We start from the raw sequence: 15,282 nt of genomic DNA on the forward strand, positions 1-15,282 counted from the left end.
GCAAAAGATCAAGGGCAGTAGGCCACCGGTCACTGGTTCGGGTGGAGGGCGAGGGTTCTGCCCCCGCTGGTCCCGAGGCGCCGGACTCCGCATGCCAGGCATATGTCATCGGCATCACGGCGAACGGCTCGGGCCCCGCTGACACCACCACGCCGACCGCCCTCGGGATGCCGGAGACGTACACCAGCGGCTGGACGAGAAGGTCCCGGACGCGGGCGGGGCGGATGTCCGGCGAGCAGGCTCTGTCTGTTCAGGGATCCCGGCTTCACCGGTGGCGAGGACAACCACGCGTCGTCCGTCGAATGCCGGCGTCGCTGAACACCTGGCACTCAGGTCAGGGGCCGGGCCTGCCGGGGGGAGCAGGCCCGGCGCCGAGCACGGTAGGCGCGGTTCCGGGCACCTCTCCGTAGCAGAACGGTTCTGTACCAGAACGGTCATCGTCGGCCCCCCACCACTGGTGGGAATCACCCACACGCGTAGCGTGTTCCTGAACACAGGCGAGGGAAAGATCCTCCCCAGGCACTAGGGTCATTCCTTTGCCTTTCCATTACTCTTGAGCCAAGGCCACGCACGGTGGCCATGGAGGAGTGAAATGAGGAGCAGCAACCCGGTCTTCTCGCGACGGGGGTTCAGCCGCGACAACGGCTCCGCGGGCTTCAACACCGCGCCGCAGGCCGGGGGCGCAGCAGTGGGCACGCAGGGCAACCCCTACGCCCAGCCTGGCGCCGGCACCAACCCGTACGCGACCAACCCTTACGCCCAGCCGGGCGTGCAGGGTGCCCCGCCCCAGGCCCCGGCCACCACCGACCGTATGACGATGGACGACGTCGTCATGCGCACGGCCATGACGCTGGGCACGGTCGTCGTCGGCGCCGTCCTGGCGTGGGCCCTGCTGCCGGTCTCGTCCAGCAGCTACGGCCTGGCCATCGGCGCCGCGCTGATCGCCTTCGTCCTGGCGATGGTCCAGTCCTTCAAGCGCAACGCGTCGCCCGCGCTGATCCTGACCTACGCCGCGTTCGAGGGTGTCTTCCTCGGCGTCTTCAGCGAGATGTTCAACTCCCGCTGGTCCGGCGCCCCCTTCCAGGCCGTGCTCGGCACGATGGCCGTCTCCGGCGCCACCCTGCTGATCTACAAGGCCGGCTGGATCCGCGTCACGGCCCGCTACGCCCGTATCGGCATGGCGATCGCCATCGCGTTCGTGCTGGTCATGGCGGTGAACCTGCTGCTGGTCGCGTTCGGCTTCGCCGGTGACGGCGGACTGCGCAGCATGGGCCCGCTGGGCGCGATCGTCGGTATCTTCGCGATCGTCCTCGGCGCGTTCTTCCTCACCCTCGACTTCAAGCAGATCGAGGACGGCATCGCGTACGGCGCCCCGCGCAAGGAATCCTGGCTGGCCGCGTTCGGTCTGACCATGACCCTGGTGTGGATCTACATCGAGATGCTGCGGCTGGTCGCGATCTTCAGCGGCGACGACTGACGGTCGCTCCGCTGGTAGACCGATGAGAAGGGCCCCGGGAATCCCGGGGCCCTTTCGCGCGCTCGGTGCCAGGAGGCAGGGGTCTCAGAGGAGTCTCAGAAGAACCTGCGCGCCGCCCTCCTCAGGTCGTACTCGTGGATGATCGCCTTCGCGTGGCCGTACGCCAGATTGTGTTCATGGCGCAGCCAGCTGACCTTCTCCTCGAAGCGGATGAGAGCCGGGCCGTCCTCGACGGCGCGCAACCAGTCGGCGACTTCACGACCGGTGCAATGGGGGATGCGGGCGAGCAGGTTGCGATGGGTCTCCGCGGAGAAGACTTGGGACATCGGCGCCTCCGGACGCAATCGGGTGTAAGCCGGTCCTTCAGGTCACCGTGCCTGAGCATCGGCCTGTTGGCAACAGTCCGGGTACGGCGCGTACGCTCGCCGCGTGGTGGATACGACGCCGTTGACCCGAGCAGTGGATCACTTCGCCGACCGGCTGAGGGCGGCTCCGCAGAGCCGTCTCCAGCGGGGCGGTGCCGCGGAGGCACTGGGGTTGGCGAGGGAGCTGGCGCGGTGGGCGCAACGGGTGGAGGAGCCCGGCGCGGAGCCGCGGGAGATGCCGGACGCGGGGATGTTCGCGGTCGCGGATCAGGTGACGGTGGCGGGGCGGGACCTGGCGGTCGTGCTCCGCACGGAGGGGGAGGTGGAGGAGGCGGTGGGGGTTGTGGTGGCCGCGCAGGGGCGGGCCGGGGTGTGACGCCTCAGGGCCGGTGACTACGGGGACGACGATTGCGGGGCCGGCGATTACGGGACCGGCGACTGACTACAGGGCCGGTGGCTACAGGAACGGCGACTACAGGCACGGCGACTACAGGGCCGGTGACTACAGGGACGCTATGACCCGGTCCGCCAGGATGTAGACCGTTTCCTCGCCGCACTGGAAGGTGAGCGTGTACGCGCCGGAGATGCCCGAGCCGCCCAGCAGGTGGGGGATCTCGCCGGAGCGCAGGGCGGCGGCGAGGCGTTCCGCGGTCTCGCGGTGGCCCGGGGTCATGCACAGCGTGGTGCCGTCGGCGAAGACATACACATCCAGCGTGCCCAGCGGGCCGGGGCGGACGTCGGTCAGCTCGACCCGGTCGGCCGCCAGCTCCTCCAGCGTGCTCACCGTACGCTCGTGGTCGCCCACGACCGGTGAGGTGACGGGTGTGAAGTCCGGGTGGGAGGGGTGGCGGCGGCGGGCCGCGGACAGCTCGGGCGAGTCCGCCGGGTAGTCACGCGGGTGATCGCGGTGGTGGTGGTCGTGGTGGTGGTCCTCGGTCTCCGGGGCCGGTTCGGTGACCGGCTCCAGCGCCTCCAGGCCCGCGAAGTCGGTGGGGCGGGGCAGGAACGGCTCGTTGTCACCGAGGCCCAGCAGGGACGGCGCGTCGGCGGCGTCGCGGGCCTCCTGGGCGGCCCAGAAGGCACGCGCCTCGGCGAGCTCCCGCTCGCGCTCCTCGGCCAGGGCCTCCGCCACCGCCGCCCGTATCTGATCGGTGTCGGCGGCGGGACGGGCCGCGGGCACCAGACCCCGGGCGGCACCGCCGCCGGCGAGATCCTGGTGCAGGGCCGCGACCTGGCGGCGCAGCTGTATGAGGGTGCGCAGGACGGCGACGCCCACGGCGCCGGTGGCGGCCGTGGTGACCAGCAATGCGATCGGCATGGCGCTCACTGACGTACTCCCGGTTTAAAGTCGACCCCCGACTTCCTACATCAGCTTGATGGGTGAACTAACCCGCTGTCAGTGCGTAACGTCACGAAACGGACAGGACTTTGGACCCACGGCTTATCAGTTCAACACGCTGACCTGCGGTGATTTCCACGACGGGGGAGATAGGTCACATCCTGAGGGAGATTGGATCACAAATCGGCCCAGAACTCCGGAGATTGCCGGGTTCTGGGCCAATGAGTGACGTTAAGTGCCTTTGTGATTACGGAAAGGCGTGGGAATGGGGGACGGGAGAGGGGCGGGGGTCAGCTGAGGCGTTCGATCACCATTGCCATGCCCTGCCCGCCGCCGACGCACATCGTCTCCAGGCCGAACTGCTTGTCGTGCCACTGGAGGGAGTTGATCAGGGTGCCGGTGATGCGGGCGCCGGTCATGCCGAAGGGGTGGCCCACGGCGATGGCCCCGCCGTTGACGTTGAGCTTGTCCAGGGGGATGCCGAGGTCCTGGTAGGAGGGGATGACCTGGGCGGCGAACGCCTCGTTGATCTCGACCAGGTCGATGTCGTCGATGGTGAGCCCGGCGCGGCGCAGCGCCTGGCGGGAGGCGTCGACGGGGCCGAGGCCCATGATCTCGGGGGAGAGCCCGGAGACGCCGGTCGAGACGATCCGGGCGAGCGGGGTCAGGCCCAGCTCCCGCGCCTTGGTGTCGGACATGATGATCACGGCGGCGGCGCCGTCGTTGAGCGGGCAGCAGTTCCCGGCGGTGACCAGTCCGTCGGCGCGGAACACGGGCTTGAGGCCCTGGACGCCCTCCAGGGTGACGCCGGGGCGGGGGCCGTCGTCCGCGGCGACGACCGTGCCGTCCGGGAGCGTGACCGGGGTGATCTCCCGCTCCCAGAAGCCGTCCTTGATGGCCTGCTCGGCGAGGTTCTGCGAGCGGACGCCGAACGCGTCCATCTCCTCGCGGGTGATGCCCTTGGCGCGGGCGAGGTTCTCGGCGGTCTGGCCCATCGCGATGTAGGGGTCGGGGACGAGGCCGTCCTCGCGGGGGTCGTGCCAGGTGGAGCCGGTCGACCCGGCGGTGGCGGCGGTACGGGCCTCGGCGTCGGCGAAGAGGGGGTTGTGGGTGTCGGGGAGGGAGTCGGAGCTGCCCTTGGCGAAGCGGGAGACCGTCTCGACCCCGGCCGAGATGAAGACATCGCCCTCACCGGCCTTGATGGCGTGCAGTGCCATCCGGGAGGTCTGGAGGGAGGACGAACAGTAACGGGTGATCGTGCAGCCGGGGAGGTGGTCCATGCCCAGCTGCACGGCGACGATCCGGCCCAGGTTGAAGCCCTGCTCGCCGCCGGGGAGGCCGCAGCCGAGCATCAGGTCGTCGATGTCCCTCGGGTCCAGCTCCGGGACCTTCGCCAGGGCGGCCTGGATGATCGTGGCGGTGAGGTCGTCGGGGCGGAGTTCCTTGAGCGAGCCCTTGAAGGCACGGCCGATGGGGGAGCGGGCGGTCGAGACGATGACGGCTTCGGGCATTTCCGGCTCCAGGGGCGTACGTACGGCTGGGTGGGCGGGGCTGCTTGGAAGTTACCCGCACGTATGTCATCGGTCACGGGTGCCGTCGTGTGACACGGACCGCACTTTCCAAGCGCTTGCTTGGCCCCAGTGCCCCTTCAGGGGCGCTGGGGGTACCCCCCTCTGGGGGAGGAACCGCGCGAGCAACCACGGACCACCCGCACCCGCCCCGCCCCCTATACGGAGTGCCCCGCCCCCTTTACGGAATGACCGGCGCCGTTTACGGAGTGACCCGGCCCCTTTACGGAGTGACCGGCGCCGTCTCCTCCACCCGCACCCGCCTCCGCCTCCGCCGCTTCAGAAGCGCCCACGGCCCGCGAGGCCCCGTGGGCATCGCGGCGGCGACCTCCGTGCCGGCCTCCGAGGCCGCCTCCGCCGCCGCCTTGGCGACCGGGAGGAACCCCTCGCGGCGGGAGGCGTCCGGACGGTCCTCACCGGCGGGCCAGAGGCCGAGCGCCGCGCAGACCGTCGGCAGGACGGCCATCGCGGCGGTGGCGTACCCCTCGACGGACGGGTGGTAGTGGTCGGGCCCGAACAGTTCGCGCGGGTTCGCGGCGAACTCGGGGCCGAGCAGGTCGCCCAGCGACACCGTGCGCCCGCCCTGCTCCACCACCCCGATGGTCTGGGCCGCCGCCAGTTGCCGGGAGGCCCGGCGGGCGAGCCAGCGCAGCGGCTGCTGGACCGGCTCGATGGTGCCCAGGTCGGGACAGGTGCCGACGACCACCTCCGCACCGGCGGTGCGCAGCCGCCGTACCGCTGCCGACAGCCGGCGGACTGACTGGGTGGCGGGCATCCGGTGGGTGACGTCGTTCGCGCCGATGATGATCACGCAGATGTCGGGGACCTGGGAGCTGTCCTCCAGGACCAGCGCGACCTGGCGGTCGAGGTCGTCGGAGCGGGCGCCGGGCAGCGCCACGTTGCGCAGCCGGACCGGGCGTTCGGCGACCGCGGACAGCCCGGAGGCCAGCAGGGCGCCCGGGGTCTGCTGGGCGCGGTGGACGCCCTGTCCGGCGGCCGTGGAGTCACCCAGGAGGGTCAGCGCGAGGGGCGGTTCGCCCGGGGTGGCGTAGAGCTGCCCGTAGAGCCCGTCCGCGTGGGGGACGCGGGACGACGACGTCCCGTGGCCCACCTGCCGCCGGGCGAGCCGGACCTCCGCGAGGACCACCCCGATCGCCGCCGCCCCCATCAGCCCGATACCGCCCCCGCCGAACGCCGCGCCTGCCGCGATACGCCGGGCCACTCGCGCCCTTGACATGCTCGTCATGGATCGCCGCCACCTCCTTACGTGCCGTACATCCACTCCTTGCCCCGTACTGCCCGTCGCCCAATCTCAACGGGGAGTGAACGCGGGACCGGGGCCGTAGGCTGCTGGGCGAACCATCACGACCACCCCTTTTGCAGCAACCGGAGACAACGGTGCAATTCCACGACTCGATGATCAGCCTCGTCGGCAACACCCCGCTGGTGAGGCTCAACAGCGTGACCAAGGACATCCGGGCGACCGTCCTGGCCAAGGTGGAGTACTTCAACCCGGGCGGCTCCGTGAAGGACCGCATCGCCCTGCGCATGATCGAGGCGGCGGAGCGCAGCGGGGACTTGCTGCCCGGGGGCACGATCGTCGAGCCGACCAGCGGGAACACGGGCGTCGGCCTGGCCATCGTGGCGCAGCAGAAGGGGTACAAGTGCATCTTCGTGTGCCCCGACAAGGTGAGCACCGACAAGATCAACGTCCTGCGGGCGTACGGGGCGGAGGTCGTCGTCTGCCCGACGGCGGTGGACCCCGATCACCCCGACTCGTACTACAACGTCTCCGACCGGCTGGTCCGGGAGACGCCGGGGGCGTGGAAGCCGGACCAGTACTCCAACCCGAACAACCCGGAGTCCCACTACCACTCCACCGGGCCGGAGCTGTGGGAGCAGACGGAGGGGCGGATCACCCACTTCGTGGCGGGCGTCGGTACCGGTGGCACGATCTCCGGCACCGGGCGCTATCTGAAGGACGCGAGCGAGGGCCGGGTCCAGGTCATCGGCGCGGACCCGGAGGGCTCGGTCTACTCGGGCGGGTCCGGACGGCCGTACCTGGTGGAGGGCGTCGGTGAGGACTTCTGGCCGACGGCGTACGACCGGACGGTCGCGGACGAGATCGTGGCCGTGTCCGACAAGGACTCCTTCCAGATGACCCGGCGCCTGGCGAAGGAGGAGGGCCTGCTGGTGGGCGGCTCCTGCGGGATGGCGGTGGTCGCGGCGCTGGAGGTGGCGGAGCGGCTGGGGCCGGACGATGTGGTCGTCGTCCTCCTCCCGGACAGCGGTCGCGGCTACCTCAGCAAGATCTTCAACGACGAGTGGATGGCGGACTACGGGTTCCTGGAGGACACCGGTCCCAGCGCGCGGGTCGCCGATGTCCTGGACGACAAGGAGCACGGCGCGATCCCGTCGCTGGTGCACATGCACCCCGAGGAGACGGTGGGCCAGGCCATCGAGGTGCTGCGCGAGTACGGGGTGTCCCAGATGCCGGTGGTCAAGCCGGGCGCGGGGCACCCGGATGTGATGGCGGCGGAGGTCGTCGGTTCGGTGGTGGAACGGGAACTGCTGGACGCGCTCTTCAACCGGCGCGCTTCGCTGGACGACCCGCTGGAGAAACACATGTCGGCACCGCTGCCGCAGGTGGGTTCCGGTGAGCCGGTGTCCGACCTGATGCAGGTACTGGGCGGGGCGGACGCGGCGATCGTACTGGTGGAGGGGAAGCCGGTGGGGGTTATCGGGCGGCAGGATCTGCTGGCGTTCTTGGCGCATCAGACGAAGTAGAAGGAGTGGGCTCCGGTTCCCGAGGGGATCGGGGCCCTTATCGGTGCTGTGCGCCGTGGGATCAGGTGGCGAGGCCGGTCCGCTCGGCCATGCCCATGAGGGTGGGCCGGGCCCTTTGGTGGAGCACGAAGAGGACCCGGACCACCTCGCGCGCCATGGGGTGCGCCTCGGTCATCTCGGGCGCCACGGCGAAGGCCCTGTGCAGGGCCTCTTCGGCGCCGGAGTAGTTCCTGACGTCGAGCCTGGCCCTGCTGATGTCGATGTACATGCGTCCGAGGCGGCTCGGGCTGAGGGACGGCGGCGGATTCCTGAGCAGCGGATCGCTCATCTCCACGGCCATGCCCGGTTCACCGAGTTCGACATGCGAGGCCAGCTCGTACAGGGCGGTGTTGGCCGGTCCGAAGGTGAGGTTGTGCCAGAGGACATCGGCGGGGACGAGCCGGGCGTAGTGGTGTGCGCGGCGCAGATGGTCGGCCGTGGCTTCCTTGTCCTTGTACCGGGAAGCGAGGACGACTCCGCGCAGATGCAGCGAGCCGAGGCTCATGGCCTGTGCGGGTGAACTGTCCCCGCCCGCCCGCTCGTACTTCGCGATGGCCCGTTCGACGATCGCGAGGCCGTCGTCGTACTGGCCCGCGCTCTGGTAGGTGCCGGCCTCGTTCCAGGCCGTCGCGACCTCGGCCTCCGGGTTCCAGGTCTGCTGCGCCGCCCACGCCTGGCGGGACACGATCATGTCGGCGAGGTCGGGTTGGGCGAGCCGGTGCGCGGCGGCGTACGCGCACCCGTAGACGTCGACCAGCTGTGACCAGACTCCGGCTTCGCCGGGGGCGGAGAGCGCCGTGGCGGTCACCTGCCCGAGAAGCCGGGGAAGCAGGTCCAGTAACTCCAGGTACTTGGTCCCGGCGCGCAGTGCCATGGCCGTCCTCACCTCGGCGGCCAGCGCCTCCGGCGGGGGTACGTCCTCGCGGGGGAGGGTGTAGCGCCGGACCGCCGCGCGGAGGTCGTCCAGGAGTTCCACCTGCCGGGTCTCGTCCGAGAAGGGCTGGCCGTGGATTCTGGCGGTGGTGACGCGCATGGCCTTGGCCAAGGCGGCGACCACGGGAGGAGTCGCGGGGCGCGTGCCGCCTTCGATCTTGGCCAGGAGGGACACGGAGATGCCTCCCATCCGAGCGAGCTTGGCCTGACCCAGGCCACGCGCTTTGCGCAGTACGGCGATGTTCTCACCGGGGGCGGGGGTGTTCTCCATGTGCCTCACTGTCGCACGTCCGCCTACGTACGTACCGTCAGATGCTTTGCTGCTCCATGGTGTTGTGCAAGTTCTGTGTCAACTGATCTTGATCTGACGCAGTTTCCTGATATCGGACAGCAAATACGGCTGACATCAGGAGCCCCCACATGCCTGACCCCACCCCCGAACCAACCACGACCACCCACGGTCACGTGAGTATTGAGGCCACCCGCAACCCCTCCCAAGACGCCTACGAAGCGCTCATGGAGTTACTGCTGCGCATCGGCGTGACCCCCTCCCACGCCCGCGTCGACTGGGCCGGCGACGAGCACACCGCCCCCATCCTCATCGGCCGACTCGGCGTCACGGACGTGCTGCGGCTCAATCGGGCCCTTCGGGTCGCCCTCGGTCAGAGCAACCCGCCCAGCGTCCTCGCCGACCGGCCCCACCGCCCCCTCACCGGCGAGACCGTCCTCGACACCGCCACGGACGGCATGGGCGAGGTCGTCGGCTATCTGCTCCGCCCGCTGGAGCCCGGTGAGCCGCCGTGGACGGCGGACCCGGACGACATCCGGCGCCCGGAGCGGGACCGGCTGATCCGGGCCCGTATGGCACGCCTCGATCTGGACCGGCGCACCAACCCACCGCCGTCGTCGGCGCTCGTGCCCGCGCCGCCCCAGGGCCTCGGGCGTGGCTGAAAGGCCACCGGCCGTCAAGGACGCCTCCCTCCGGTGGGGGCTGCCGACGTTCATCGTCTGGGTCTCCGTCTTCGCCTATGTCCTGTCCGTGGTCATCGGGTCCGGGCAGTGAGCGTCGGCGGAGCACCACTCGTGAACCCCGCCCCTGCCTTCGCGAACACCGATGACGAGCGCAGCCCGAGGAACTGAACCCGACCATGACTCCTGACTTCCCCGAGTCCGAGATCGCTGCCCTGATCCGCCCCCACGCGGGTGCGGTGCGCGAGATACAGCGCACTCCCAGAGGCTTCAGCTCCGATCTCGCCGCGCGTGTCGACGCCGAGAAGGGCCGGTTCTTCGTCAAGGCCATCCGGAACCGGGCCGGAGGCCGGGTTGCCTCGCTCGCGCGCGAGAGGCTCGTCAACCCGTATGTCCAGCCGCTCTCTCCGACGCTCCAGTGGTATGCGAGAAACGGCGAGTGGCTGGCGTTGGGGTTCGAGTGGGCGGAGGGCCGGGCGGCCGGTCTGCTGCCCGGCTCCTCCGATCTACCCGAAGTGGCCAAGACAGTGGACTCGATCAGCCGCATCGCCCTCCCCCACCCCGCGCGGGAATGGGCCGAGACCCGCTGGGACCGCTTCGTCGTCCGTGAGGAGGACGCGCGGCTGTTCCGGGGTGACGTGCTGCTGCACACCGACATCCATCCCAGCAACTTCATCATGGGCGGACGCCGGACATGGGTGGTCGACTGGGCCTGGCCCACCCGGGGAGCGGGGTTCATCGACCCGGCGCTGCTCGTGGTGCAGCTCATCAGTGCCGGTCACAGCCCTGCCGAGGCGGAGGGGTGGGCGGCTCGCTGCGCGGCATGGGGCGGAGCCGATCAGCGGGCCGTCGACGCCTTCGCCGCGGCCACCCTGCGCATGTACCGCGCCTTCTCCCGGCGCAAGCCCGATGAGAGCTGGCTGATGGACATGGCGAGGGCCTGCGAGGCGTGGGCCGATCACCGGGGTGTGGAGGTGCCGCCCGGGGGACCGAGGGGCGTCGGCCCTTCCGGTCGGGAACAAGGCATCGCGGCCAAGTTCCGGTGAACAGCCGATGACCCCGCCGAATCTCCGGTCCCCGGCGCGAACGCTGCCCTTCGCGGAAGTGGTACGAGCGTGTCACGTACCCGCAGCACCGACTTAACACGCGTCCGGCAGATTGGTCGTTGTCGGCAGGGCGGGAGCGGCTCCCCGCCACGGCCGGCACCGAACGTCCAAGGACCTCCGGAGCGGCTCCCGGACCTCCATGGACGCCCGGACGCGCAGGCCCGGCCCTGACCCGGCCCGCGTCCCTCGCGGGGACCGCCGTCGTCCCGCCCCCCGGTGACGGGGGTGCGGCGGTCCCCGCGCATATTTTCGGGAGCGCGGACGATCGACCGGGTACGGCGGTCAGTCCTCCCAGGCGTCGTCGTCCGAGGTCTTCCTCGGGCGGCGGCCTCCGAACAGATTCGGATTCACCCGCACCGCCTGGAACACATTCACCCCGACGATGCCCGCCCACGCCACCAGCAGGCCCGGCAGATCCGCCACCCCGCCGCCGATCGCGGACAGCGGGATCGCCAGCACCAGGGAGACGATCCCGAAACCGAACCGCTCACCCCAGGAATCCGTCGCCGTGGGGGAGCGGCTGTCCCGCGCCGCTGTCATCCGCTGCTCCGCGAACTGGCGGCGCACCCGCCGCTCCACCTCGCCGTCGATCCGCTGGTCGATCTTCTCCAGGAACGAGTCGACCAGCGCGAACTCGTACTCCTCGCCCAGATCCCTGCGGGCGTGCAGGGTGGCGTTCAGCTCTTTCTTCAGGTCTGCGTCCTGCGCGTCCATTCCGCTCATGCTCCCCACGGTAAGGAGGGGGGCGGGCGGGGTGCACTGGGGTTAGCCCCCGGTTTTCGGCCCGGCCCGGTTCGCCCCTCTCGCCGAACCGCGGCGAGCCGGGCCGCCGGTCCGCCGATGATGGTCCTATGACATCCACCACCTCGTTCGATCCCCACGCCCTGCTCGCCGAGCGCAAGCTCGGGGTGCTCGCCACCCTCAAGGCCGACGGACGGCCCCAGCTCTCGCCCGTCATGCCGCACTACGACCCCCGGACCGGTCTGCTCTACGTCTCCACCGGGCAGCGCACCGCCAAGTACGCCAATCTGCGCCGCGACCCCCGTGCCGCGCTGGAGGTGACCAGCACCGACGGCATGTCCTGGGCCACCGCCGAGGGCACCGTCACCCTCACCGGGCCCGGCACCGATCCGCACGGCCCGGAGGTCGAGGCGCTGGTGGAGTACTACCGGCTCGCCGCCGGGGAGCACGAGGACTGGGAGGAGTACCGGGCGGTGATGGTCTCCGATCGGCGGGCGCTGATCATCATGGCGGTGGACCGGGTGTACGGGGAGCGGCTCGGCTGACGGGGCCTCCCCCTCCGGGCCCGGATCGGTCCCCTTGCCCGTCTGTATAGCTTCATGCAGAGTTCTCCTCGTGTGAATAGGTCGCAGAAGCGGCCGGGCAGGGGACCGAGGGGAGCGCTGTCGTGGTGCCGTCGTCATGGTCGTCGTTGTCGTCGTTGTCGTCGTTGTCGTCGTCCTTGCCGTCCTCGTCCTTGCCGTCCTCGTCGTCCTCGTCCTCGTCGTCGGGTGTCGCGTCCGTGGGGGGGATCGTCGTCCTGGACGGGATCGGGCTGCGGGTCGAGGACGTCGTCCGGCTCGCGGACGGGGGCGCCCGGCCCGTGCCGGGCAGTGATGCCATGAGGCGGGTCGAGGAGTCCTGGGACGCCGCCCGGCGCATCGCCGCCACCGGGCGGGTCTACGGCCGCTCCACCGGCGTCGGCGCCAACCGCACCGAGGATCTGCCCACCGACTCCGCCGCCGGGCACGGGCTCCGGCTGCTGCGCAGCCACGCCGGGGCGATCGGCGCCGAGGTGCCCGCCCGGCAGGTCCGCGCCATGCTCGCCGTACGGGCCAATCAGCTGCTCGCGGGTGGGGCCGGGCTGCGGCCCAGCGTCGTGGAGGCGCTCTGCGAGGCGTTGGCGAACGGGGCTCAGCCTGTCGTCCATGAGTTCGGGTCCGTCGGGACCGGTGATCTCGCCGCCCTCGCCCAGCTCGGGCTGGCGCTCGCCGGGGAGCATCCCTGGGCCGGGCAGGGCGCCCCCGCCCCCCAGGCCCTCGACAACAACGACGCCCTCGCCCTCATCAGCTCCAACGCCCTCACCCTCGGCCAGGCCGCCCTCGCCCTGCACGAACTGCGCGGCCTCGTCGCCGCCACCCAGGTCGTCGCCGCGCTCTCGCTGGTCGCCGTCGACGGGTCCCACGAGGCGTACGCCGCCCCCGTGCACGCCGCCCGGCCGCACAAGGGGTCCCTGGAGGTCGCCCGGCGGATGCGCGAGCTGATCGGCGCCGCCGACCGGCCCACCCCACCCCTGGGGCGCATCCAGGACCCGTACGGTTTCCGGTGCCTGCCCCAGATACACGGGCCCGCGCACGACGCCGCCGACGCGCTGGACGACGTCCTCGCCATTGAGGTCAACTCCGCCTCCGAGAACCCGCTGATCTCCGCCGAGGATCTCGCCGCCTACCACCACGGCGGCTTCTACCAGGCCCAGCTCGCCCTCGCCCTCGACCACTTCCGGCTCGCCCTCACCCAGGTCGCCCGGCTCTCCACCTCCCGCCTCTCCACCCTCAACGAGCCCGCCTACACCCGCCTGCGGCCCTTCCTCGCCGACCACGAACCCGCCTCCTCCGGCGTGATGATCCTGGAGTACGCGGCCGGCGCCGCCCTCGGTGATCTGCGCGCCTTCTCCGCCCCCGCCTCCCTCGGCCACGCCGTGCTCTCCCGGGGCGTCGAGGAACAGGCCAGTTTCGCGTCCCTGGCCGCCCGGCAGACCCTGCGCGCCTGCGACGCCTTCCGCCTCGTCGTCGGCTGCGAACTCGTCGCCGCCGTCCGCGCCCTGCGGATGCGCGATCTGCGCCCCGACCCCGGGCTGCCCGCCGGACACGCCCTCGAACTCGCCGAGTCCGTCCTCGACGCCGACCTCGCCGACCGGCCGCTCACCGACGATGTCACCGCCGCCGCCGCACTCCTGGACCGCTTCACCGACCTCTGGAAGGGCACCACCTCCCTATGACCGCCGCCGAGAGCCGCCCGGCACGCCGCCCCGCCGACACCCCGGCCGCGCGCCTCCAGTCCCTCTTCGAGGGCCACCGGCTCACCCCCACCCAGCGCCGTATCGCCCACAGCATGGTCCGCCGCGCCGCCGACGTCCCCTTCCTCTCCAGCGTCGAACTCGCCGAACTCGCCGGAGTCAGCCAGCCCTCCGTCACCCGTTTCGCCGTCGCCCTCGGCTTCGACGGCTACCCGGCGCTGCGCCGCGCTCTGCGCGACACCGCCCCCGCCGGACCCGCCACGGACAGCGCCGCCCCCAACGAGTACCAGCAGGCCGTCGCCGCCGAGATCGAGAACCTCCGCCAGCTCGCCGAGGCCCTCGCCGACCCCGGCCCCGTCCAGCGCGCCGGACGGCTCCTCGCCGCCTCCCGCCCGCTCCCCGTCCTCGGTCTGCGCACCGCCGCCGCCCAGGCGTACGGCTTCGCCTACTTCGCCGCCAAGGTCCATCCGGACGTACGGCTGCTGGACGAGGGCGGCACCATGCTCCAGGACCGCATCGCCGCCGCCGTCCACGCCGGGGCCTCCGCGCTGCTCTGCTTCGCCCTGCCCCGGCATCCGCGCGAGGTCGTCGACACCCTCGTCTACGCCAAGGAGTGCGGGCTCACCGTCGTCACCGTTGCCGACTCCGCGTTCGCGCCGGTCGCCAAGGTCTCCGATCTGCTGCTGCCCGCCGCCGTCGGCACCGGGCTCGCCTTCGACACCGCCTGCGCGCCGATGCTGCTCGGGCGGGTGCTGCTGGAGGCGATGTGCGACGACCTGCCGGACGCGCAGGCCCGGCTGGAGGAGTTCGACACGCGGGCGGCGGCGCGGGGGTTGTTCGTGGAGTGAGTCGACCTCCGGTCCGGAGGGAGGGGGGAGAGGGGGAGGGGGGAGTGGGGGGAGAGGGGGAGGAGGTTCGGTTCCGGTTCGGTTCGGTTCGGTTCTCAGACTGGTCTCAGTTTCCGGCGCTAGTCTCCGCCGCCCGGGACGGTGCGCGAACAGACGATGCGCGAGGAGACGCGTATGCGAGGAGGCGGCAGGGACATGGCACAGGCGGGTGGCAGAGGGCAGGGCAGGGCTCAGGGGCTGGCCCGGGTGGCCGTCGTCGTACGGGCCGGGTCGGCGCCGATGTGGTGGCTCGGGGTGGCCGCCGCCGGGATCGGTGTGCTGGTGCCGGGCATCACCGGGCGGCGGATCGGGGTGATGGCGGGGGCCGCGTTCTTCATCGTCGCGCTCGCCGTCGTCGCCCTGCGCGGGCGCAAGCGATACGACGGGCTGGCCCGGGGTGCCTCCCGGGCGGGTAAGCACGATGTGCTCCAGGACCGGGCGGTGACCACGCGCGCCTGGCGGCGCGGCCACCGCTGGTGGCTGGTGCTGGCCTTCGCCGCCGCGCTGGGCAGCGCGTTCGCCGTGCCCGCGGCCGGGGGGATGCTGCTCGCCGGGTGCGGGGCCGGGCTGCGGCTGAAGGCGGCCTGGCTCGGGCGCCGCGAGCGGACCGAGGACGCCCTGCTGTGGGTGCGGGTGGACTGGCTCGCGAAGAACGCCGGACGCCCGGCCGGCAAGGCGGTCAAGGGGTACCGCAGCACCGGCATCGCGGCCGGCGACGCGGCCCCGGGCGGGGCCCGCCGCCGGGACGCTGCGCTGGTCTGAGGGGGTGGCGGGCCGTTCTGTCGCGTCCCGTCCC

16 protein-coding genes are annotated in these 15,282 nt (G+C 71.5%); 9 read left to right on the forward strand and 7 right to left on the reverse strand.

Annotated elements, in window-relative coordinates; genetic code table 11:
* Positions 1-592 precede the first annotated feature (592 nt).
* The gene (locus ABZX40_RS19700) at positions 593-1,477 is read left to right on the forward strand and encodes a Bax inhibitor-1/YccA family protein (RefSeq protein ID WP_355739493.1); all 885 of its coding nucleotides are present in this window, start codon (positions 593-595) and stop codon (positions 1,475-1,477) included.
* A gap of 95 nt (positions 1,478-1,572) precedes the next feature.
* On the opposite strand, the gene ABZX40_RS19705 is transcribed toward ABZX40_RS19700, so the two are convergent.
* A complete protein-coding gene (locus tag ABZX40_RS19705; protein ID WP_355739490.1) occupies positions 1,573-1,803 on the reverse strand; it encodes a DUF4287 domain-containing protein in 231 nt (76 codons plus the stop codon).
* Between the two features lie 103 nt (positions 1,804-1,906).
* On the opposite strand from ABZX40_RS19705, the gene ABZX40_RS19710 reads away from it, so the two are divergent.
* Complete coding sequence (locus tag ABZX40_RS19710; RefSeq protein WP_355739487.1) at positions 1,907-2,218, forward strand: hypothetical protein; 312 nt, start codon at positions 1,907-1,909, stop codon at positions 2,216-2,218.
* 126 nt (positions 2,219-2,344) lie between these two features.
* On the opposite strand, the gene ABZX40_RS19715 is transcribed toward ABZX40_RS19710, so the two are convergent.
* The 3 genes from ABZX40_RS19715 to ABZX40_RS19725 all read right to left on the reverse strand — a co-directional run bounded on the left by ABZX40_RS19715 (position 2,345) and on the right by ABZX40_RS19725 (position 5,995).
* Positions 2,345-3,169 (reverse strand): hypothetical protein, encoded by an 825-nt coding sequence (locus ABZX40_RS19715; protein WP_355739484.1) that lies wholly within the window; start codon positions 3,167-3,169, stop codon positions 2,345-2,347.
* A gap of 302 nt (positions 3,170-3,471) precedes the next feature.
* Complete coding sequence (locus tag ABZX40_RS19720) at positions 3,472-4,692, reverse strand: acetyl-CoA C-acetyltransferase (RefSeq protein ID WP_355739481.1); 1,221 nt, start codon at positions 4,690-4,692, stop codon at positions 3,472-3,474.
* A gap of 280 nt (positions 4,693-4,972) precedes the next feature.
* Positions 4,973-5,995 (reverse strand): SGNH/GDSL hydrolase family protein, encoded by a 1,023-nt coding sequence (locus tag ABZX40_RS19725; protein WP_355739479.1) that lies wholly within the window; start codon positions 5,993-5,995, stop codon positions 4,973-4,975.
* A 152-nt stretch (positions 5,996-6,147) separates the two neighbouring features.
* Here ABZX40_RS19725 and ABZX40_RS19730 point away from each other — a divergent pair, with 152 nt between their 5' ends.
* A complete protein-coding gene (locus ABZX40_RS19730) occupies positions 6,148-7,536 on the forward strand; it encodes a cystathionine beta-synthase (protein WP_355739477.1) in 1,389 nt (462 codons plus the stop codon).
* 61 nt (positions 7,537-7,597) lie between these two features.
* On the opposite strand, the gene ABZX40_RS19735 is transcribed toward ABZX40_RS19730, so the two are convergent.
* Positions 7,598-8,779: a helix-turn-helix transcriptional regulator gene (locus ABZX40_RS19735; RefSeq protein WP_355739474.1), complete on the reverse strand. Its 1,182-nt coding sequence runs from the start codon at positions 8,777-8,779 to the stop codon at positions 7,598-7,600.
* 149 nt (positions 8,780-8,928) lie between these two features.
* On the opposite strand from ABZX40_RS19735, the gene ABZX40_RS19740 reads away from it, so the two are divergent.
* Both ABZX40_RS19740 and ABZX40_RS19745 read left to right on the forward strand, forming a co-directional pair.
* Positions 8,929-9,459 carry a hypothetical protein gene (locus ABZX40_RS19740; protein WP_355739471.1) on the forward strand — a complete coding sequence of 177 codons (531 nt, stop codon included), beginning with the start codon at positions 8,929-8,931 and terminating at the stop codon, positions 9,457-9,459.
* A 197-nt stretch (positions 9,460-9,656) separates the two neighbouring features.
* A complete protein-coding gene (locus ABZX40_RS19745) occupies positions 9,657-10,523 on the forward strand; it encodes a phosphotransferase (protein ID WP_355739468.1) in 867 nt (288 codons plus the stop codon).
* 342 nt (positions 10,524-10,865) lie between these two features.
* Here the strand turns inward: ABZX40_RS19745 and ABZX40_RS19750 are convergent, their stop codons facing one another.
* Positions 10,866-11,297, reverse strand: coding sequence for a hypothetical protein (locus ABZX40_RS19750; protein ID WP_355739715.1), 432 nt, complete (start codon positions 11,295-11,297; stop codon positions 10,866-10,868).
* 137 nt (positions 11,298-11,434) lie between these two features.
* On the opposite strand from ABZX40_RS19750, the gene ABZX40_RS19755 reads away from it, so the two are divergent.
* Complete coding sequence (locus ABZX40_RS19755) at positions 11,435-11,869, forward strand: PPOX class F420-dependent oxidoreductase (protein ID WP_355739465.1); 435 nt, start codon at positions 11,435-11,437, stop codon at positions 11,867-11,869.
* A gap of 52 nt (positions 11,870-11,921) precedes the next feature.
* Here the strand turns inward: ABZX40_RS19755 and ABZX40_RS19760 are convergent, their stop codons facing one another.
* Positions 11,922-12,206 carry a hypothetical protein gene (locus ABZX40_RS19760; RefSeq protein ID WP_355739734.1) on the reverse strand — a complete coding sequence of 95 codons (285 nt, stop codon included), beginning with the start codon at positions 12,204-12,206 and terminating at the stop codon, positions 11,922-11,924.
* Between ABZX40_RS19760 and ABZX40_RS19765 the strand changes: the two genes are divergently transcribed.
* The 3 genes from ABZX40_RS19765 to ABZX40_RS19775 all read left to right on the forward strand — a co-directional run bounded on the left by ABZX40_RS19765 (position 12,106) and on the right by ABZX40_RS19775 (position 15,248).
* Entirely contained in the window at positions 12,106-13,581 is a 1,476-nt protein-coding gene (locus ABZX40_RS19765) for an aromatic amino acid ammonia-lyase (protein WP_355739462.1), read from the forward strand. The genes ABZX40_RS19760 and ABZX40_RS19765 overlap by 101 nt on opposite strands.
* Positions 13,578-14,447, forward strand: a complete 870-nt coding sequence (locus tag ABZX40_RS19770) for a MurR/RpiR family transcriptional regulator (RefSeq protein WP_355739459.1) — start codon at positions 13,578-13,580, stop codon at positions 14,445-14,447. The genes ABZX40_RS19765 and ABZX40_RS19770 overlap by 4 nt, the downstream gene beginning before the upstream one ends.
* A gap of 195 nt (positions 14,448-14,642) precedes the next feature.
* Positions 14,643-15,248, forward strand: a complete 606-nt coding sequence (locus tag ABZX40_RS19775) for a hypothetical protein (protein ID WP_355739456.1) — start codon at positions 14,643-14,645, stop codon at positions 15,246-15,248.
* Positions 15,249-15,282: the final 34 nt, after the last annotated feature.

The sequence above is a fragment of the Streptomyces sp. NPDC004610 genome (genome assembly GCF_040609715.1).
GTDB lineage: Bacteria > Actinomycetota > Actinomycetes > Streptomycetales > Streptomycetaceae > Streptomyces.